Origin of the sequence: Streptomyces sp. NPDC059740 (genome assembly GCF_042733155.1) — a bacterium.
In the GTDB taxonomy this organism is placed as follows: Bacteria; Actinomycetota; Actinomycetes; order Streptomycetales; family Streptomycetaceae; genus Streptomyces.
In genome coordinates this window covers 294,860-314,490 of sequence record NZ_JBHWGP010000003.1, presented here as the reverse complement: position 1 = coordinate 314,490, position 19,631 = coordinate 294,860, and the positions used below count along the sequence as shown (strand labels likewise).

The following is a 19,631-nucleotide window of genomic DNA, read 5'->3' as shown; positions in this document are numbered from 1 at the left end:
GGGTTCACCCGTCCGGGGGAGACTGCCGCGCCATCGGCCGGTGGGGGCCCCGGCCGGCCGCTCACCCGGCCGTCACCGCCCCGGGTGGCGACCAGACGTACGGAGTGGTCGTCGTGACCGCGTGGAACCCCAGCCTCCGCAGGATCGGGGCGCTGTCGTCGGACGCGTCGACCTGGAGGTACCGCACGCCCCGGGCGGCGGCGAGGCCGGCCCGCGCCGCGACCAGCGCCCGGTAGACCCCCCGTCCCCGCCAGGCCGGCAGCGTGGAGCCGCCCCACAGGGAGGCGAACTCCGTGCCCTCCCGGAAGACCAGCCAGGCCGCGGAGACCAGCCGGCCCCGCGCGCCCCCGCCGCCCTCCCCGGACGGGCCGTCACCCGACGCGCCTCCGCTGCCCGGGCCTTCCCCACCCGGGCCGTCCTCGGCCTCCGCCACCAGCACGGCGATGTTCTCCGGCGCCGACGCGAGTCGCCCGGCCAGGTCCTCGGCCAGCCACCCCATGTCGACGCCCCACACCGCGGACTCCATCGCCGCGATGCGTCGCAGGTCCGCCTCCGCCTCGACGCGGCGCAGGAGGACACCGCGCGGCGGCGCCGCAGCGGCAGCGACCGCCGCCGTGGGCGCGACGAGGACCGTCTCGCGCTCCTCGGGCGTGAACCCGGCGGCCCGCAGGCGGTCGACGAGGTCGGCGGGCCGGTCGTGTCCGCGCGTCTTCCACTCCACCGCCTCGCCCCGCGCGGCGAAGAAGTCGCGTTGCCGTGCGATCAGTGCGTCGAGCGCCGCCCCCGTCACGCCGAGGTCGGGAGGTCCGGTCACCAGGCCGCGGAACTGGCCGACGGTCCGGGTCACCGGCCCGTCCACCTCGTAGCGCACCCCCGCAGGCGGCCGCTGAGGGAAGCCGCGCACCTGGGCGTCGTAGGCGGCCAGGAGAGGGGCGGAGCCCGGGTCGTGCGTGAACTCCCCCTCGGGGGCGGGCCGGGCGGTTCCGGGAGCGGCGTTCGTCGTCATGGCAGAGACGATAGGGAGCCGGTCAACCGGTTCACGGCCCGCGCGGCCTGCCCGACCCGGGTGCAGAGGACCTGCCCCCGGCCCCGAGTCCGCCGCACCGTCACACCGCCCGCCCGGGGACCGCTCACCGGTCCGCCCCCTCCACCACCCGCAGCAGCAGCACCGTGCGGCCCGGCACGGTGAGCACCGTCTCGGCGGCCACGACCTCGTGCGGGGCGGTGGTCTGCTCCTCGCGCCCGGTGTCGACGACCACCTCGTAGCCTCGCGCCCACGGGCTCCCCGGGAGCAGGAAGGAGACCGGCTCCGCCCCGGCGTGCAGGACGACCAGGAAGGAGTCGTCGTGGAGCGGGCGGCCCCGCTCGTCGCGGCGCGGCAGGTCGCGGCCGGAGAGGTACATGCCCAGCGTGGCCCGCGGCGCGTACCAGTCCGCCTCGGTCATCTCCGAGCCGTACGGGGTGAACCACGCCAGGTCCCGCAGCCCGTCGGGCCCCTGGGGACGGCCGGAGAAGAAGGCGGTGCCGCGCAGTACGGGATGCTCGCGCCGCAGCGCGATCAGCCGGGAGACCAGCGCGGTCAGCTGCGACCAGCCGGGGTCCTCGCGCAGCGACCAGTCGACCCAGCTGGTCTCGGAGTCCTGGCAGTAGGCGTTGTTGTTGCCGCCCTGGGTACGGCCGCCCTCGTCGCCCGCGACCAGCATCGGCACCCCGGTGGAGAGCAGCAGCGTGGTGAGGAGGTTGCGCAACTGCCGGCGGCGCAGGGCCGAGACCTCCACGTCGTCGCTCTCGCCCTCCGCGCCGCAGTTCCAGGAGCGGTTGTCGTCGGTGCCGTCCCGGTTGCCCTCGCCGTTGGCCTCGTTGTGCTTGTGGTCGTAGGACACCAGGTCGCGCAGGGTGAAACCGTCATGCGCGGTGATGAAGTTGACCGAGGCGTACGGCCGGCGACCACCCCAGGCGTAGAGGTCGCTGGAGCCGGAGAGGCGGTAGCCCATCTCCCGCACGTCGGGCAGCGCGCCCCGCCAGAAGTCGCGCATCGCGTCGCGGTAGCGGTCGTTCCACTCCGTCCACATCGGAGGGAAGGCCCCCACCTGGTAACCGCCCGCCCCCACGTCCCACGGCTCGGCGATCAGCTTCACCCGTCGCAGCACCGGGTCCTGCGCGATGACGGCGAGGAAGGGCGAGAGCATGTCGACGTCGTGCATGGAGCGGGCCAGCGCGGCGGCCAGGTCGAAGCGGAAGCCGTCCACCCCCATCTCCGTCACCCAGTAGCGCAGCGAGTCGGTGATCAGCCGCAGCACCCCGGGGTGGACGACGTGCAGGGTGTTGCCGCACCCGGTGTAGTCGGCGTAGCGGCGGGCGTCGCCCTGGAGGCGGTAGTAGGCGCGGTTGTCGATGCCGCGGAAGGACAGGGTGGGGCCCAGCTCGCCGCCCTCGGCCGTGTGGTTGTAGACGACGTCGAGGATCACCTCCAGGCCGGCCTCGTGCAGCGCGTGCACCATGGCCTTGAACTCGCCGACCTGCTGCCCGCGGGTGCCCGAGGCGGCGTAGCCGGCGTGCGGGGCGAAGTAGCCCACCGAGTTGTACCCCCAGTAGTTGCGCAGCCCGCGGCGGAGCAGGTGGTCCTCGTGCGCGAACTGGTGCACCGGCAGCAGCTCCACGGCGGTGACGCCCAGGCCGGTCAGGTGCTCGATCACCGCGGGGTGCGCCAGGCCCGCGTAGGTGCCCCGCAGGTGCGGCGGGACGTCGGGGTGGAGCTTGGTGAAGCCGCGCACGTGCAGCTCGTACAGGACGGTGTCCGGCCAGGGGGTCTTGGGCCGGTGGTCGTCGGCCCAGTCGTACTCGTCGTGGACCACGACGCCCTTGGGTACGTACGGCGCCGAGTCCCGCTCGTCGCGGACGGTGTCGGCGACGCCCTGCTGCGGCCAGTCCCGCACGTGTCCGTAGACCTGGGGCGGCAGGGTGAACTCGCCGTCGACGGCGCGGGCACAGGGGTCCAGGAGCAGCTTGTTCGGGTTCCAGCGGGCGCCCGTCCACGGGTCCCAGCGGCCGTGGACGCGGAAGCCGTAGCGGCGGCCGGGCCCGACGCCGGGGACGAAACCGTGCCACACCTCGTGGGTCAGCTCCGTCAGCGACCAGCGCTCCTCACGTCCCGGGTCGGCGTCGTCGAAGAGGCACACCTCGACGGCCTCCGCGCCGCCCGCCCACAGGGCGAAGTTGGTGCCGGCGGTGCCGTCGGGGCCGACCCGGTAGCGGGCGCCGAGCGGTTGGGGGCTGCCGGGCCGGGCCTGGCGGGAGCCGCCCGGGGACCCGGCCGTACGGAGCTCCGTCCGCGCGACCTCCCCGGGCCCGGCCGCCGCGGGCCGGACGTGGTCGACCGGGACCACGCCCGCCCCCCGGCTGTCACTGCCGTCCAGCCCCCAGGCCGCCCCCTGCTCGGGTGCGCTCGACACGTGGCAGCCTCCCGTGGCTCTCGGCTCATGGGCGGCACGCGCCCCGCGCACCACAGGTGCGTGGGCCACCGCGCACGCGTCCCGCCGCGCACGGCACCGCCCTTTCGTCTGTTCTTCCCGCAACCGGCGCCCGCCTCACGTTTCCCGGAGGGCTCGCTGCTCGTTGGGCCGTTCGTGACCTTTCAAGGTGGGGCAAACCCCTACCATGTGCCCAGTTCGGGCAGTATGGGGCGGTGCGCGGTATGAGCAGCGAAACGGACAGCCCGGCGGCGGACCGACCGGGCCGGTGGGCAGCGGCCCGCCCCGAACGGCGAGGGCGCTCGCGCGGTGGACGCCGCCGCACGGCGGGATGGGTGCTCGCGGTTCTCCTCGCCGCGCCCGGCCCGGCACTGACGGCCTGCGGGCACGGGGAGAGCGCGAGCAACGACTCCTCCGGCCGGGGCCAGACCATCACCGTCGTGCCCGGCGACGGCTCCCGCAACGTGCCGACCGACCGCCGCATCGAGGTCAAGGTCTCCTCCGGCAGGCTGGTACGCGTCACCGTGACCCGGGTCGCCGACTCGGCGCGCACGCCGGTGGCCGGCGGCATCGCCGCGGACGGCCGGAGCTGGCGCCCCCGCGAGGACCGCCCGCTGCCGCTGGGCAGCCGCTACGTCGTGGACGCCCTCGCCCGCGACGAGCAGGGCCGGCGCACCGCCCGGCACGCCACCTTCGCCACCCGCGTCCCCGCCCACCGCTTCGTGGGGTACTTCCGGCCCGAGCAGGGCTCCACCGTGGGCACCGGAATGATCGTCTCCTTCGACTTCAACCAGCCCATCACCCGCCGCGCCGAAGTGGAACGCGCCATCACCGTCACCGCCCGGCCCCCGGTCGCGGTGGCCGCCCACTGGTTCGGCGACCGGCGGCTGGACTTCCGCCCCAGGGAGCGCTGGCGGCCCGGCACCGACGTGGCCGTCCGCCTCCACCTGCGGGACGTGCAGGGCGCCCCCGGCTTCTACGGCACCCAGGACAAGACGGTCCGCTTCCGCATCGGCAGGGACCAGGTCAGCACCGTTGACGCCGTCACCCACACCATGGTCGTGCGCCGCGACGGACGCGTACTGGCGAAGCTGCCGATCACCGCGGGACGCGAGGCGACCCCCACCTACAACGGCAAGATGGTCGTCCTGGAACGCCGCCGGGTGACGCGCATGGACGGCGACACCGTCGGCTTCGGCGGCGAGTACGACATCCCCGACGTGCCGCACGCCCTGCGGCTGACCCGGTCCGGGACCTTCCTGCACGGCAACTACTGGGCGCCACGGGCCACTTTCGGCCACACCAACGCCAGCCACGGCTGCGTCGGGCTGCGCGACGAGCAGAGCGGCCGGGCGGACACCCCCGCCGCCTGGTTCTTCGAGCACAGCCTCATCGGCGACACCGTCGAGGTGGTGCGCTCGCCGGACCGGGTCGTCGCGCCCGACAACGGCCTGGGCGGCTGGAACATGCCGTGGGCCCAGTGGCGTGCGGGGTCCGCGCTGCGCTGACCCGGCAGAGGCGCGCAACGCGGACCCGGCAGAGGCGCGCAGCGCGGACCGCTCCCTGCGGCGCCTGCCGTCAGCATCCCGTTCCGGCCGTCCCTCGCCGATGCGGCGGAAGTGGGTGGCGCGGTGCGGTTCGCCGGGACTGCGGTGCTCCGTGACCACTTCCCGTACTTCCGCCACCCCCGCACGCGGCCACCGCCTCCACTTGGGATGCAACGGTGACCTGGCCGGTGGGGCGGCCCGCCCCGGACGTGTGGTTACCTGTCGGCAGCGTGCGCCCCGCCGACCGCCCTGCCGCCCGTCGTCACCGACCACGGCGGGCGGCGGACCGCGCCCCGGCCGTCGTCGCGGGCGCGAGGCGGGCGGGGTCGCGCCGGCCGGGACGGCCGGTGAGGGGCGGGGGTTGTCGAAGTTGGGTATGCGTGCGGGCAGGTGCCCGGAACACGGCGGGGACGAGGCGAAAGGGCCGTTGATGGACGTGCGGTGGGGAGCCAGGGGCCGGGAACGGAGCCGAGGCGTGCGTGAGCCTTCCGGTACCGGCCGGGGCCGCGCCGGAAGACTCGCCGCCCTGCTGTGCGGCGGGCTGCTGCTGACGGTCACCGCCTGCTCGGCCGAGGGCGCGGGCGCCACACAGCCGGGTGACGGCAAGGGCGGCAGTTCGAGCGCCGCCGCCTCCCCGACGGCCTCCCAGGCCGAGGTCACCGTCTCGCCGAAGGACGGCTCCGGCGGCGTCGCCACGACCGGCGCCCTCAAGGTCACCGCCGCTCACGGCAGACTGCGGACCGTCAAGGTCACCAGCTCCAAGGGCAAGAAGGTCGCCGGGCGGATATCCGGCCACGGCACCCTCTGGGAGCCCACCGGGCACCTCACCCTGCACACCCGTTACGCCGTGGCGGCCATCGCCGAGGACTCCCAGGGCCGCCCCACCACCAAGCACGCCACCTTCACCACGCTCAAGCCCGCCCACACCTTCGTGGGCACCTTCACGCCGGAGAACGGCCAGACGGTGGGCGTGGGCATGCCCGTCTCGCTGCGTTTCACCCGCGGCATCACCGACCCGAAGGCCGTCGAGAAGGCGATCCGGGTCACCGCGAAGCCCTCGGTCCCCATCGCGGGCCACTGGTTCGGCAACGACCGGCTCGACTTCCGGCCCGAGCACTACTGGAAGCCCGGCACGAAGGTCACCCTCTCCCTCGCCCTGGACGGGGTGGAGGGCCGGCCCGACGTCTTCGGCACCCAGGCCAAGAAGGTCTCCTTCACCGTGGGCCGCAGCCAGATCTCCTACGTCAACGCCTCGACCCACCAGATGAAGGTGGTCCGGGACGGCAAGACCCTGCGCACCGTCCCCGTCACCGCCGGCAGCCCGGGCCACGACACCTGGAACGGCAAGATGGTCATCTCGGAGAAGCTGCGCACCACCCGCATGAACAGCGAGACGGTCGGCCTGGGGAAGTCCTACGACATCAAGGACGTCCCGCACGCCATGCGGTTGAGCGACTCCGGCACCTTCATCCACGGCAACTACTGGGCGGCGCCCTACACCTTCGGGCACGCCAACGCCAGCCACGGCTGCATCGGCCTGCGCGACCTGCGGGGCGGGTCCTCGGGCAGCCAGGCCGGCTGGTTCTACGCCAACTCCCTGCTCGGCGACGTCGTCGAGGTGTCCCACTCCCACGACGAGACGGTCGCCCCGGAGAACGGCCTCAACGCCTGGAACATGAGCTGGGCGGACTGGAAGGCCCCGCAGTAGGGCACCGGACACCGCCCGGTACGCACGGCGGGCCGCACCGCGTCACGCCCCCGGTTCCGCCCGGGGCGTGACGCGGTGACCTGTGCGGGAGGCGTTGCCCGCGGGCGCCGCGGAGGGCCGTGACGGTCCCCACCGCCAGGCCCCGGGACGGCGGCTACCCTGCCCCCATGACTGTGACCTTGGAAGTCTCCGAAGGCGTGGGCACCCTCCGGCTCGACCGGCCGCCGATGAACGCACTCGACGTCGCCACCCAGGACCGGATCCGCGACCTCGCTCGGGAGGCCGCCGGGCGGGAGGACGTGCGGGCCGTCGTCCTGTGGGGCGGGGAGAAGGTGTTCGCCGCCGGGGCGGACATCAAGGAGATGCGCGACATGGACCACGCGGCCATGGTCGGCCGGGCCGGCGCGCTCCAGGAGTGCTTCACCGCCGTGGCCCGCATCCCCAAGCCGGTCGTGGCCGCCGTCTCGGGTTACGCGCTCGGCGGCGGTTGCGAACTGGCCCTCTGCGCCGACGTGCGCATCGCCGGCGACAACGCCCGCCTGGGACAGCCGGAGATCCTGCTCGGCCTCATCCCGGGCGCGGGCGGCACCCAGCGGCTGGCCCGGCTCGTCGGCCCCGCCAAGGCCAAGGACCTCATCTTCACCGGGCGCCAGGTGAAGGCGGACGAGGCGCTGGCCATCGGCCTGGTCGACCAGGTGGTGCCCGCCGAGGAGGTCCACGCCACGGCCCACGCCTGGGCCGCCCGGCTCGCGGCCGGACCGGCCATCGCCCTGCGGGCCGCCAAGGAGGCGATCGACACCGGCCTGGAGACCGACCTGGAGACCGGGCTCGCCGTCGAACGCGCCTGGTTCGCCTCGCTGTTCGCCACCGAGGACCGCGAGATCGGCATGCGCAGCTTCGTGCAGGACGGGCCGGGGAAGGCCAGGTTCCGCTGAGCTGACCGTCGCATCCCGGCCAGGTGTCACGTGTTTCGCGGGTTCCGTTCACGCAGCGCCACCACAACGGCCATGATGGGGGCATGGCGGGCCTCGACGGAGCGGAACGACCGCGTGCGGATGCACGACTGCGCGGCGTCGGCGGCGGTCTGCTGAGCGGCGGACCGGCCCGGGGGGCGGCGGACCGCCTCCCGCGCGGCGGCCCCGGCGCCGAGCCGCCGTCCGCCCTGCCCGACGGGTTCGACGCCGACCCTCTCCCGCACGCCCCGCGCCGGGGGCCGGCAGCCGCCCGGGACGCAGCGGTCGACGCCCCGGGGCTCCTCCCCACCGCCCCCGCGCCACGCCTCGGGGAGCAGTGCCCGGGCGGACCGGACGCCTGGGGCGAGCGGCCCGCCGAACCGGACGGCCTGGGCCGGCCGCCGCGGATTCTCGCCCGCCTCGGAGAGCCCTCGCTGGAGGAGGTCTGCCTGCCCTCGCGCCCGGAGTCGGCGGCGCTGGCACGGCGGTTGGCGGGATCGGTCCTGCGTCGGCACTGGGCACTGCCGACGGAGCAGGTGGAGAACGGCGTGCTGCTGGTCTCCGAACTCGTCGGCAACGCCGTGCGGCACACCGGCGCCCGTGCCTTCGGCCTGCGGATGCTGCGCCGCCGGGGCTGGGCGAGGGTCGAGCTGCGGGACCCCTCTCGCGGCCTGCCGTGCCTGTTGCCGGTCCAGGAGATGGACGTCAGCGGACGCGGCCTGTTCCTGGTGAACCGGCTCTCCGACCGGTGGGGCGTCGACCTCCACGACCGCGGCAAGATCACGTGGTTCGAGATGCGCGTCATGGAACGCTGACCGCCCCTGACACCCGGGGCGCTGCGACTCCTCCGCCCGCTGCGACTCCTCCGCTCGCTCCGCCGGCGGCCGGGACCGCCTGCGGGGGAGGCGCGCGCAGGGAGCGGGCACGAGCCGGGGCCCTCCCACGCGCTGTGGGAGGGCCCCGGAGGCGCCGGCCGCGGCGAAAAGGGGTGTGCCGCGGCGGCGGGAACGACCAGGCCCGGGTCAATGGGGGTCGTCGTCCCGACTATGGCAGCTCACGCTCCGCGCGCCAAAACCACCAACCGGTGCGAACGGGTCGAAACGCCCGAGGGTCCGCGCGGTGCGTGCCGGCCCCTGGGGGCCCGTCCGCGTCCGGGGCGGCCCGGGGCGGGCGGGAGTGGCGGGGCGGCCCGGCACGGGGTGCGCGCCGCCGGCCCGCACCTGTGGTCTCCCCGCGGCGGTGCGGTTACGCGGTGCGCCGCCAGACCGCCCGGGTGGGCACCTCCTTGCGCCACCCCGGCCGGGGGTGTGCGTCGGCCCGGCGGCGCCGGTCGTTGCAGAGCAGGCACCGGCCGTAGCCCGGCGGCAGTGGGTCGTCGGGGTCGCCGTGGAGCGGGTCCACCGCGCCGTTGGGGTGCAGGGCGCAGCCCGTCCCGCCGCCGGGGGGCGCCGACGTCCGGTCCAGCGTGCCGGCGACGTCGAGGGCGCGGCGGAGCGTCGCCACGAGACGGTCGGCGTCCTGCCGGCTGGGCGCGGCGGCCATCGCGCCGGCGAGGTCGGAGGCGGCGCTCAGGGCGGTCTGGAGTTCGCGCAGGCTTGCGTCACTCATGTCTGGGAGCGTAGGCGGCCCCACTGACAGTTGATCTTCCGATCGCGCATCGCGGCTTCCCATGCCTTCATACATGCCCGTTCCGCACGGCGAATCCCCCCACCTTCGGCGACCTTCCCCTTACCGGCGGATGACGCCCCGGGGCCGGCCGCGAGCCGCGGCGGTCCGTCGTCCGCCGTCCGCCACTCGACCCGTGATCGTCAGCGGTGGGCCCCCGCCGGAGTGCGAGGCGGCGGCGGTGACGCGCAACCGCCCCCGGGAGGCCGGCGGGGCGCGGTGGTCCCTGGCGTGCGCCGGGCCGGGGGGAGGTCGGGGGACGGCGTCCCACTTCCGTCCCACTCCCGGATGCGGGTACCTCCGCACCCCGCTCCGGGCAGTGCGGCGATCCTCCGGCGGGTTGACGCGCCAGCCGAAGGAAAGTACTTTCCTTACAGGAAACAAGTTCGCATCAGGCAACATCAGGAGGAAGCCATGGCAGCCACCCCCGACGACGGCCTCTCGGCGAGCGAGGCGGCCCGCGCGTTGCAGGACGTCGATCTCCGGCGCGGTCAGGCGCGGGACGCGGCCACCGACCCGCTGTGGGTGAACCTCGTGTTCGGCCTCGCGATCTTCGTGCTCTGCGCGGCTCCCGACTTCTTCGGCGAAGGGGTGAGCGACTGGGTCTCGCCGGCGTTCGCGGTGCTCGCCGTCGGTTACGTGGCCATGATCCGTACCCGCCGCGGCTCCGCCCTGCTCGGCCGCCCGACCCGGGTGCGCCGGCAGGAGCTCTCCGGCCGCGTCACCCGGTGGCTGCTGCTCGCGCTGCTCGTGGTGGTCGCCGCCGGTGTGCTGCTGCAGTTCCTGCGGCCGGGCTGGGGGCTGCACGTGCCCTACGGGCGGACGGTGCTGGGCCTGGTGCTGGGTTCCGCGCTGATCGTCTTCGGACGGCGCTGGCAGCGGGCGCTGCTCTCGCTGGCGACGCGCACCGACGGCGACCGGGGCGGGATGCGAGGAAGTGTCAGCGGTGGCGCACACTGACTTCGACCCCGTCCTCCTGGACCGGACGCGGCTGGCGATCGTCTCCCTGCTGGCGGGCGTGGAGTGGGCCGAGTTCGGGTGGGTGCGGGAATCGGCCGACCTGTCCGCCTCGGCCCTCTCCAAGCAGGTCAGCACCCTGGAGGCGCAGGGGTACGTGGAGGTGCGCAAGGGGTACGTCGGCAAGCGCCCCCGCACCTGGGTCACCCTGAGCGAGACCGGGCGGACCGCCCTGGAGGAGCATGTGGCCGCGCTCCAGCGCGTCGTCGAGGAGTCCCGGCGGCTGGCCGCCCGGCGGGGAGAGGGGGAGGGCACCTGACCCCGCCGTGGTCCCGGTCCCGGCGGGCTTGCGAGTTCGGCTGCCCGCCCGGGGCGGCCTCCCCCGCCGCCCGCAGGCGTCCCGGTGGCGGCACTCACGGTGTCCGGCGGGTCCGCTGCTGCCCGGGGGCCCGGCCGGCGTGGCCCGCCGGCTTCAGTCGGCCCATTCCTTCATGGCGGCCCGGCTGGCGAAGTTGGCGACGTTCTTGTCCAGCGGGGTGCTCGTGTACTGGTGGATGGTCCACTTCGCCTTGATCCGGGGCTTGCCGGCGGTGACGTAGTCGGCGATCCAGAGGCCGTCGGCGGCGTAGGAGGTGGTGTCGTGGTTCAGCCAGAAGTCCCGGTTGCAGTAGAGCAGTACCTTGTGGTGGTCCGGGCGCAGGCGCTTGACCTCCTTGAGGAACTGGTCCTTCTCGGAGTTGCTGGCCGCCGTGCCGTCCGAGGTGCGCTCCCAGTCGGCCACCAGCAGGTCACCGTGGACCGAGGCGCACTTCTCCACGAAGTAGGCCGCCTGTTCCTTGATGTGACCGGGCCACAGGAAGTGGTAGAAGCCCACCACGCACCCTGCCTTGCGGGCCTGCTCGGCCTGCGAGGACTGGTGGGGGCTGATGTAGGAGCGGCCTTCGGTCGCCTTGACGATGACGAAGTCGACTCCCTTGGTGGAGTAGGAAGACTGGTAAGCACTGACGTCCACGCCGTGGATCATGGGTGGTTTCCTCCCGTTGTCGGATGGGGCGCGCAACGGACGACACGCGCCCGTACTCCAAGCCCGTACCCACCACGGCGCGCCCCCTGCGCGGTCCGGCACTACGGAAGGTGAGGTGCCGAACAGCACGCAGAGTTGGTTGCGCTGTGTGGGTGATCCCCGGAAGCCGTGATCACTAAGCGGCTTTGAGGCTGGTGGGGCGAGAGATTCCGCGGGGTCTGGAGCGGGTCACAGTGGGTGACGCGGTGCCGACGCAGCGGCAGGCCGCCGGCGGCTCTCCGTGACGTTCAGCCGCACACCAGAGATTTCCCAACATTGCGCCATGCGCGCATGGTTGGCCGGTTCGGCGAGCAACACAGCTGCGTGATGGCGACGTTGGCGTCCGCAGGGCGCAGGGGGCGTCGCCCGGACGACGGCACGGCCCGAGGGAGAACCGAGTGAGCGAGCGCGACGAACCCCCCGCCCCCCACCGCACCGACACGGACCTGGCCCCGGCCGAGCCCGCCCCCGCCCCCGGTCCCGTCGCCCGTGGCTCGCGGCGCGCCGCCCCGCGGGACTCCTCCGGACCCGCTGTGGTGCCTGCGTCCGAGGGGCGGACGGGTCGCCGCCCGGCAGCCGCCCCGCGCCCCGTGATCGTCGCGGGCGAGCTCCGGAATCCTGTCCCGCCCTCCGTGCGTGCCGGGCGGGACGCGGGCGAGCTCCCGCATCCGCTCCCGCCCTCCGTGCGCGCCGGGCGGGACGCGCGGGCCGCCGGCCGCTGTGCCGCCGCCCAGCGCGAGGACCCCACCCCCTGCGACGGCCCGGCCGACACGGTGACCGTGCTGGACCGCCTCGGGCACGAGGTGGCCGGGTGCGTGCACCACGCCGCGCGGCTCCTGGCCGGCCTCGACGGGGGCCGGGTGCACCCCTTCGCCCCGGTGGCCCGAGCCGTCGAGGTGTACGTGCGTGCCCGGGCGCTGCCGCCGCGGGCCTGGGAGGTCGGCCTCTGAACCACCGGCCGCCAAAGGGGCGGTCCTGGACCGCGGGCAGAGCCGGGGTCGCTGACCACCGGTCGCCGGAGGGACGGTCCCTGACCGCACACCGCCGGGGCCACTGACCGCAGGCCGGCGGAAGGCCACGCTCCGGCCACCGGCCCCACCACCGGCCACCGGCCCCGCCACCTGGCCCCGGCCACCGTTCACCGGCCCCGCCCACCGGTCCACCGGGCTTGATCACCGACCCCCCGCCACCCCGGCCGGCATCTCAGGCCGATATGCCGGCCGCCGTCAGCTGGGCGATGGAGTCGTCGAGGTAGGCGACCAGGAGCTGTTCCGCCGCGGCGGTGTCTCCCGCGGCGAGTGCCTCCATCAGGGCGCGGTTGCGGGCGAGGTAGGGGTGGTGCAGGGCCTTCAGGTCCGGCAGGGCGTGGAAGGCGAGCCGCAGCTCGGCCAGCACGGTGCGCATGGCCTGGTCGGTGCGGGGGCTGCCGGCCAGCGCGACCATCTCGCGGTGGAAGTGGAAGTTCGCGGCGCCCAGCGCGTTCCAGTCCTGCGCCGCGGCGGCCCGCTCCCCGTCGGTGACGGCCGCGGCCAGGCCGCTGAGGTCGTAGGGCGGGTCCCCGAGCGCGCGCAGCGCCGCGCACTCGACCATGCGCCGCACCCGGTAGATGTCGGCCACGTCGGCGGCGGTCGGCTGCCGGACGAAGACGCCCCGGTTCAACTCGTGCACCAGCAGCCGCTCGTGCGTCAGCAGGCGGAACGCCTCCCGCAGGGTGTTGCGGGAGATGCCGAGAGTCTTGCAGATGTCCTCCTCGGACAACTTCGTGCCCGCCGTGAACCGCCCTTCGCCGATCTGCGTGCGCAGCAGGTCCGCCACCCGCTCGGCGACGCTGGTGCGCCCCAACAGGTCCTTCTCACCGGCGAGGTGGTCAGCGATCCCGGCCATCGACGTCCCTTCTGAGTTCCTGGGGGCGACCGTATGCCAGGCGTCCCGCAAGAACAAGGACACGTCCTCTTGTTGGATCGTTCTACGATCCTCTACGGTGACATACCTCAACTCGCTGTGTTGCCACGCCACTTGAAGGGTGCAGGCTCATGAGTACGAGTTCTTCCTCCGACGAGGACGTCACCACTGACGCACACCCGGCCGACCCGCCCCGCCGCCGCGGCGCCCGGGCCGCCTTCCCCTGGTTCCGCGCCCTCTCCCCGGACGGGCGGCGCGCCTTCTTCGGGGCGTTCGGCGGCTACGGCCTGGACGCCTACGACTTCTACGTCCTGCCGCTGGGCATGGCCTCGATCGGCGCCACCTTCGGCCTCGACCACGGCCGCAGCGGCCTGCTCGCCACCGTCACCCTGCTCGTCTCCGCCGTGGGCGGCGCCCTGGCGGGCGTCCTCGCCGACCGGATCGGCCGGGTCCGCGCCCTGGTCTGGACGGTGGCCCTGTACGCCCTCTTCACCGTGGCCTGCGGCCTCGCGCCCGACTTCGAGACCCTCCTGGCCTTCCGCGCCCTCCAGGGGCTCGGCTTCGGCGGCGAGTGGGCGGTGGGCGCCGTGCTGGTGGCCGAGTACGCCTCCGCCCGCCACCGGGGACGCACCCTGGGCTGGGTCCAGTCGGCCTGGGCGGTGGGCTGGGCCCTCGCCGTGGCCCTCTACACGCTGGTCTTCTCCCTCGTCGACGAGCGCCTGGCCTGGCGGGTGCTCTTCTTCACCGGCGCCCTGCCCGCGCTCCTCGTGCTCTACCTGCGGCGCAGCGTGACGGACGCGCCAGGAACCGGCCGGCAGCCCGGCCGCGGCCGGCCCACCGGGTCGTTCACCGCGATCTTCCGCGGCGGCCTGACCCGCACCACCGTGCTCGCGGGACTGCTGTCCACCGGTGTCCAGGGCGGCTACTACACGCTGGCGACGTGGCTGCCCACCTACCTCGGCGAGCGCGGCCTCTCGGTGGGCGGGGTGGGCGGCTTCCTGGTCGTGCAGATCGTCGGCGCGTTCACCGGCTACGTGACCGGCGCCCACCTGACCGACCGGCTCGGCCGCAGGCGCACCATCCAGACCTTCGCGGTCCTCTCCTTCCTGTGCGTCCTGCTCTACCCGCAGGTCCCGGCAAGCTGGAACGGGGTGTCCCTGCTGCTCGGCTTCCCGCTCGGCTTCTGCATGTCCGCCATCTTCTCCGGGTTCGGCTCGTTCCTGGCCGAGCTCTACCCCACCGAGGTCCGGGCCACCGGGCAGGGCTTGACCTACAACGCGGGACGGGCCGTCGGCGCGGTCTTCCCCACCCTCGTCGGGCTCCTCGCAGGCAACTGGGGCGTCGGTGGCGCCCTGGCCTTCGCCGCCGTCGGGTACGCCCTCGCCTACCTCGCCCTGCTCGGGCTGCCCGAGACCCGCGGCACCGAGATCCTCCGCTGACCGGCGCCGGCGCGCGGCCACCGCCGGCGAGCGGCCGCGTCGCACCGCACCGTCCCGCCCCCTGCCGTACCCGGCACACTTCCGGTCCGCCTCACCGCCAAGGAGGCCGCGGTGCACCCACCGCCCCCCGAGTACGAAGACCAGCTCACCCGCGTGCTTGCCGGGTTGCTGATGGAAGACCGGCTGGCCCGGGTCAGCCCCGGCAGCCGCATGCGGCGCCGTGGCGGGCCGCCCCTGCTGGAGATCGTCGAGCCCCGCCCGGCCGCGGCAGCCGCGCTGCTCGGGCGGCTACGGCACCGCTACGCCGACAACGGGGCGTTACCCGTCAACGACCTCGCGGTACCGACCGGTGAACCCCAGGCGTCCGGACGCGCCGTCACCGACTGCCTCTGGTACCTCTCGACCCGCGCCGGCGGGCTGGGCGGCGAACTGGCCCACCGCCCTCCCCTCGCCTTCCCGCGGCTGTCCACCGGGCTGCTGGTCCAGCGCTGGGCCGCCACCCGTCGAAACACCGCGCCCACCGACCTCGACCTCGACGAACAACTACGGCTGCTCCTGCGGGAACTGCGCCGGGAACGCGAGGACCGCCAGCCACCCGGACCGGTGGAAGGGCTGGACCGCGTGGAGAAGGCCGTCGCCGGACTCGGCACGCCCGGCGCGGTGACCTCCTTCGGTCTCGCCCTGCTGCGGCTCCTGCTGCTGCGGGGACGCGCGTACCGGACCTCGCTGCGCTGGTGGGGGCGGACCCTCCAGGTGCCGGCGCGCAGCCTGCTGCCGCGGCGGGAAGCCGTCGTCGCGGAGCTGTTCAACGTGCACCGCAACCACTGCGACAAGCGGGGCCGCACCGCCCCGGCCCTGCTCACCCTCGCCTTCCTCGCCGACATCGACGCCCACTACCACTGCTACCGGCGCCTGAACCGGGACCGCCCGCCCCTCATCCTGCTGCCGCACGCGGAGGCCCCCGCCGGCCGCCGTCTGCTCGCCGCCCTGGTGCAGGCCTACGACGCCGAGCCGACCTCCCGGCGCCGCCCCACCCGCCCGGTGGTCCTGGCCGTCTCCACCACCCACCGTCCCCTTCCGGGCGCGGCGGACGGCGTCAGCGCTCCCGAGCGGCACGTCGAGGACCTCGCCGGCCACCTGGGCGAGTGGTGGCCGGCAGCCGGACGCACCCCGCAGGAGCGGTGGCTGCTGACGCTGACCAGCCGCACCGGCCGGAACGGAGGCCGCCCGTGCTGACCCGGCACCGCAACCCGGCCCGTGACGTCGGGCCGTTGACCCTCCTGACCGGCGTGCTGGTGCTCGCCCTCGTCGCGACCCTCACGGTCCGCTACCTCCAGGGCCGCGCCGCGTCCTGCGGTGACCGGGGGGAGCGGCTCGGCGGCGAGTGCATCACGGTCACCGACGGCAGCTACGTCTTCAACGGCCGCCTCCGCGGCGTCCTGGGCCGCATCGCCGCCGAGAACCGGTCGGTGGCCGGCCAGGAGCACGCCACCATCGCCCTGATGATCCCCATGGACGCCGCCACCGCCGCCGGCCGGGAGCAGATCCTGCACGAGGTCCAGGGCGCCTACCTGGCCCAGCACCAGGCCAACCGGGAGGGCTCGCCGCACATCAGGCTGGTGCTGGCCAACCCCGGCCGGGACCGCACCCACTGGCGGCCGGTGGCCGACCGGCTGGCCGGGATGACCGCCGCTCCCGACAACCTCCGCGCGGTCTTCGGGTTCGACCGCAGCGTCCCGCAGACCGCCGACGCCCTGGACTACCTCACCAACGTCAAGCACCTCCCCGCCGTGGGCGGCCCCCTCACCGCCGACACGCTGGCCAACCCGGAGACGGGCGCGCGACGCTTCGACGGCTTCGCCCGGGTCGTACCGACCAACACCGAACAGGCCGACGCACTCGTCCACTTCGACCACGGCCGCGACCCCCGACGCGCCGTCCTGGTCGAGGACGAACGCCCGCACGACGCCTACGTCTCGGCGCTGCGGACCGCCTTCGCCCGCAAACTCGCCGGCTCCCCGCACGCTCCGCAACCCTTCACCTCCGAGGGCATCGACGCGCCCAGCGGCCTGGACCGCGACTTCGCCGACCTGGTCGTCACCCTGTGCGTGGCCACACCCCCGATCGACACCGTCTACTTCGCCGGGCGCCCGCTTCACCTGCGGCAGTTCGTCAACGCCCTGGCCACCGAACGCACCTGCGCGCAGGACTCGTTCACCGTCATCAGCGGCTCGGACGCCGCCACCCTCTACCTGGACACCGCGCTGGACCGGAAGGACATGCGCCCCGACAAGGTGTCCGGCCGCGGCGGCATCACCGTGGAGTACACCGCCATCTCCCACCCCGACGCCTGGACGACACCGCACGCACCTGCCACCGGCGGCACCCCCGCCGTCATGCGCGGCCTGACCCGCCTGGTCCGGCAGGCCGGTGCGGCCCGCTCCATCGGCCCCGTGGACCTGGCCGACAGCCGCACCGTCGCCGTCTACGACTCCGCCCGCACCGCGATCCAGGGCATCCGCGTCCACACCCACGGGACCCACCTGCCCTCACTGTCCCGCGTCGCCCACGGCTGGCCGCGCCTCCAGGGCCCGTACACCGTCGAAGGTGCCGGCGGCTGGATCTGCCTGGACGCCGCGGGCAACCCCTACGACAAGGCCGTCGCCGTCGTCCGCCTCGACCCCGCCACGGCGAATCCGCGCTTCCTGGGCCTGGCCTGGCCCGAGGGCGAGCCCCCGGCCGACCTCAGGCAGGGGCGGGGGTGCGTCGTCCCGCAGCGGCGGTGACCACCCGGCAGGGCCGCCGGGGACTGCTGCGCCCCCTACGCCCCCTACGCCGGTAGGGGCGGACAGACGGCTCCACGGGGTGACGCGCGGGTGGGCACCACGACCGTACGGTCCGGTAATGACCAGTGCCTCGCACGATGAAGCGCCGCCGACGGCCGAGGGCCGTTCCACACTCCAGCAGCCACCGCACCGGGGCCGGTGGCAGCGGTTGGCCGGTCCCGCGGGCGCGGCGGTCCTCCTGCTGCCTTCCGCGCTGGCCGCCCTGGCCGCGACCGTCTTCGGCAGCCGGGGGGCCGCCTGCCGCCTGCTGCGGGCCGGCGCCGACGGCCGACCGCTGCCCGGACGGGTCCGGTTGGCCGCGCAAGCGGTCCTGGCCGGGCTGCTCGGCGTCCTCGCGCTCGTCCTGGCCGCGTTGCTCGGGCTGCTGGTGGCGCGCGGGCTGCTGTACGGGTGGGTCGACCGGGGGCCGTACGACACCTCGTGGGGCGGCCCCACCCGAACCGGGGCCTGGCTCACGCACTTCGCCGTCTCACTGCCGTTCGGTGCCGCTGACGTGGCGCTGCTGCACCTGCTCGCGGCCCTCCAGCGACGCCTGACGGCCCCGCTGCGAGGCGCCCGCCGCGCCTGGTGGGTGGTGCCCGCGGTGGGGGTGCTGGCGGTTGCGGGGGCGGTCTTCGTGGTCGCCTTCGTGCACCAGGCGTGAACACCGCAGCCCCGGCTCACCGCTACCGGGACGCGCGCTGCCGCTCGGCCCCGGCCCGGCCTGAGGGGTCCTTGCCATATGCCCGCCCGGGCCGCGTGGTCTGGCACCGCACCTCGCGGCGTTGCCGAAAAGCCCTAGTAGCTCCGCTACGAGGACTCTCCGGCGCCTTGCGATGCACGGCACCAGACCACGCGACCTCATCGGACGCTCATATGGCAAGGACCCCTGAGCCGGTGGTGGGGGCGGGCGAACGCCCCTCCGCCCAGCGCGGGCAGCCGGGACAGAACCCGGACATGAGCAGGATCATTTCAGGATCGACTCGGCCCTACTGTCGTCGGTGTCAGCAGGAAACGCCGCAACCGACAGCCGCTGGAGATCATGATGCGTTCGCGTCTCGCCGCCCGCCCCGCCCGTCTTGTCCTGGCCGCTGCGGCCGTGGCGGCCCTCGCCGCCACCGCCACCGCCTGCGACTCCGACGACCTCGCGGACGCCGGCAGCTCCACGGCCTCCGCCCCCGCCCCCGCCGACAGCGGCGCCGGCAACAGTCCCTCCGCCGGCACCACCTCGACCAGCTCCGCCACCGGTGGCTCCCACTCCGGCGGCTCCACCGACGACAACGCCTCCCAGCAGAGCGGGAAGAGCGGCTACGGGCAGGCCTGCGGCACCAACGACCTCACCTTCACCGTCACCTCGCAGACCCAGGCCGGCGGCTACTACCTCGTCGCCGCCAGGGCCAAGTCCGGCATCAGCTGCTACCTGGACGTCAACACCCCCAGCGTGTCCTTCGGTTCCGGAGCCGAGGGTGTCGCCTCCCCGGTCGGCCAGGGCGGTGAGGACCCCATCAAGCTCAGCGGCTCCGCCGTCGCCTACACCGGCATCAGCCCCAAGACCACCAAGGGCAACGGGGGCGTGGAGTTCGACCACGTCATCATCGCCACGACCGAGGACGACCCCAACCCGGCCGAGCTCAAGCTGCCCGACACCGCCACCGTCGAGAAGCCCATCGTCACCAACTGGTCCACCGACCGCTCCGAGACCGTCCCCGTCATCGTCTGACGAGCGCGCCAGCCCCCTCGGCCGCCGGCTCCGGCCGGGTGCCGAGGCTGCCCGGCCACGCGGGACCTTCCTCCGGCCCGGGTGCGCCGGTGCGCGGCAGCGCCGCCACCGGCCTGCGGGGCGGGCGGCGGCGCCACGGGCCCGGCCCCCTCCCGGCGTCACCGGGCGGCTCGTGGCGGGGGAGCGGCGGCCGGCGGCCCGCACCTTTCCCTCGGCCCGGTCCGGTCCGCGTGGATTGAAGAGGTGTCGGGAGTCGGCCAGCAGGAGAGCACTGCTCACGGGCTCACAGGAAAGGCCCCGCCGCAGACCGGAAAGGGGTGGGATTCCTTTTCGTGATGGTGCAAAAAGGTTCCTCCGGTGTATTCGGGTGGCCGGTTCCCGC

Annotated in this window: 17 protein-coding genes; 12 read left to right on the top strand and 5 right to left on the bottom strand. The window is 74.6% G+C overall.

Going from position 1 to position 19,631, the window contains the following annotated elements; translation table 11 throughout:
• Positions 1-61 precede the first annotated feature (61 nt).
• The gene (locus ACFV3R_RS06075) at positions 62-1,006 is read right to left on the bottom strand and encodes a GNAT family N-acetyltransferase (RefSeq protein ID WP_385576211.1); all 945 of its coding nucleotides are present in this window, start codon (positions 1,004-1,006) and stop codon (positions 62-64) included.
• 124 nt (positions 1,007-1,130) lie between these two features.
• On the bottom strand, positions 1,131-3,452 hold the full coding sequence (glgX, locus tag ACFV3R_RS06070) for a glycogen debranching protein GlgX (protein WP_385576208.1): 2,322 nt from the start codon (positions 3,450-3,452) through the stop codon (positions 1,131-1,133).
• A gap of 353 nt (positions 3,453-3,805) precedes the next feature.
• Here glgX and ACFV3R_RS06065 point away from each other — a divergent pair, with 353 nt between their 5' ends.
• The 4 genes from ACFV3R_RS06065 (at position 3,806) to ACFV3R_RS06050 (ending at position 8,493) form a co-directional block, all read left to right on the top strand.
• On the top strand, positions 3,806-4,978 hold the full coding sequence (locus ACFV3R_RS06065; RefSeq protein ID WP_385576205.1) for an Ig-like domain-containing protein: 1,173 nt from the start codon (positions 3,806-3,808) through the stop codon (positions 4,976-4,978).
• 469 nt (positions 4,979-5,447) lie between these two features.
• Positions 5,448-6,725 (top strand): Ig-like domain-containing protein, encoded by a 1,278-nt coding sequence (locus tag ACFV3R_RS06060; protein ID WP_385576202.1) that lies wholly within the window; start codon positions 5,448-5,450, stop codon positions 6,723-6,725.
• A gap of 167 nt (positions 6,726-6,892) precedes the next feature.
• A complete protein-coding gene (locus tag ACFV3R_RS06055) occupies positions 6,893-7,660 on the top strand; it encodes an enoyl-CoA hydratase/isomerase family protein (RefSeq protein WP_385576199.1) in 768 nt (255 codons plus the stop codon).
• Positions 7,661-8,067: 407 nt separating this feature from the next.
• Complete coding sequence (locus ACFV3R_RS06050; RefSeq protein ID WP_385576473.1) at positions 8,068-8,493, top strand: ATP-binding protein; 426 nt, start codon at positions 8,068-8,070, stop codon at positions 8,491-8,493.
• Between the two features lie 430 nt (positions 8,494-8,923).
• Here the strand turns inward: ACFV3R_RS06050 and ACFV3R_RS06045 are convergent, their stop codons facing one another.
• A complete protein-coding gene (locus ACFV3R_RS06045; RefSeq protein ID WP_385576196.1) occupies positions 8,924-9,286 on the bottom strand; it encodes a hypothetical protein in 363 nt (120 codons plus the stop codon).
• A 471-nt stretch (positions 9,287-9,757) separates the two neighbouring features.
• On the opposite strand from ACFV3R_RS06045, the gene ACFV3R_RS06040 reads away from it, so the two are divergent.
• Both ACFV3R_RS06040 and ACFV3R_RS06035 read left to right on the top strand, forming a co-directional pair.
• On the top strand, positions 9,758-10,303 hold the full coding sequence (locus ACFV3R_RS06040) for a hypothetical protein (protein WP_385576193.1): 546 nt from the start codon (positions 9,758-9,760) through the stop codon (positions 10,301-10,303).
• On the top strand, positions 10,290-10,619 hold the full coding sequence (locus tag ACFV3R_RS06035) for a winged helix-turn-helix domain-containing protein (RefSeq protein ID WP_385576190.1): 330 nt from the start codon (positions 10,290-10,292) through the stop codon (positions 10,617-10,619). Before ACFV3R_RS06040 ends, ACFV3R_RS06035 begins: the two co-directional genes overlap by 14 nt.
• Before the next feature lie 153 nt (positions 10,620-10,772).
• Here ACFV3R_RS06035 and ACFV3R_RS06030 read toward each other — a convergent pair whose 3' ends face one another.
• A complete protein-coding gene (locus ACFV3R_RS06030) occupies positions 10,773-11,324 on the bottom strand; it encodes a glycoside hydrolase family 25 protein (RefSeq protein ID WP_385576187.1) in 552 nt (183 codons plus the stop codon).
• 722 nt (positions 11,325-12,046) lie between these two features.
• On the opposite strand from ACFV3R_RS06030, the gene ACFV3R_RS06025 reads away from it, so the two are divergent.
• Positions 12,047-12,313: a hypothetical protein gene (locus tag ACFV3R_RS06025; protein ID WP_385576184.1), complete on the top strand. Its 267-nt coding sequence runs from the start codon at positions 12,047-12,049 to the stop codon at positions 12,311-12,313.
• 253 nt (positions 12,314-12,566) lie between these two features.
• Here ACFV3R_RS06025 and ACFV3R_RS06020 read toward each other — a convergent pair whose 3' ends face one another.
• Entirely contained in the window at positions 12,567-13,247 is a 681-nt protein-coding gene (locus ACFV3R_RS06020; RefSeq protein ID WP_385576181.1) for a GntR family transcriptional regulator, read from the bottom strand.
• 149 nt (positions 13,248-13,396) lie between these two features.
• On the opposite strand from ACFV3R_RS06020, the gene ACFV3R_RS06015 reads away from it, so the two are divergent.
• From ACFV3R_RS06015 to ACFV3R_RS05995, 5 genes are all read left to right on the top strand, one after another.
• Positions 13,397-14,704: an MFS transporter gene (locus ACFV3R_RS06015; protein WP_385576178.1), complete on the top strand. Its 1,308-nt coding sequence runs from the start codon at positions 13,397-13,399 to the stop codon at positions 14,702-14,704.
• 111 nt (positions 14,705-14,815) lie between these two features.
• On the top strand, positions 14,816-15,940 hold the full coding sequence (locus ACFV3R_RS06010; RefSeq protein ID WP_385576175.1) for a hypothetical protein: 1,125 nt from the start codon (positions 14,816-14,818) through the stop codon (positions 15,938-15,940).
• Positions 15,934-17,490 (top strand): hypothetical protein, encoded by a 1,557-nt coding sequence (locus ACFV3R_RS06005; protein ID WP_385576172.1) that lies wholly within the window; start codon positions 15,934-15,936, stop codon positions 17,488-17,490. The genes ACFV3R_RS06010 and ACFV3R_RS06005 overlap by 7 nt, the downstream gene beginning before the upstream one ends.
• Positions 17,491-17,608: 118 nt before the next feature.
• A complete protein-coding gene (locus ACFV3R_RS06000; protein WP_385576169.1) occupies positions 17,609-18,193 on the top strand; it encodes a hypothetical protein in 585 nt (194 codons plus the stop codon).
• A 381-nt stretch (positions 18,194-18,574) separates the two neighbouring features.
• Complete coding sequence (locus ACFV3R_RS05995; protein ID WP_385576470.1) at positions 18,575-19,249, top strand: hypothetical protein; 675 nt, start codon at positions 18,575-18,577, stop codon at positions 19,247-19,249.
• Positions 19,250-19,631: the final 382 nt, after the last annotated feature.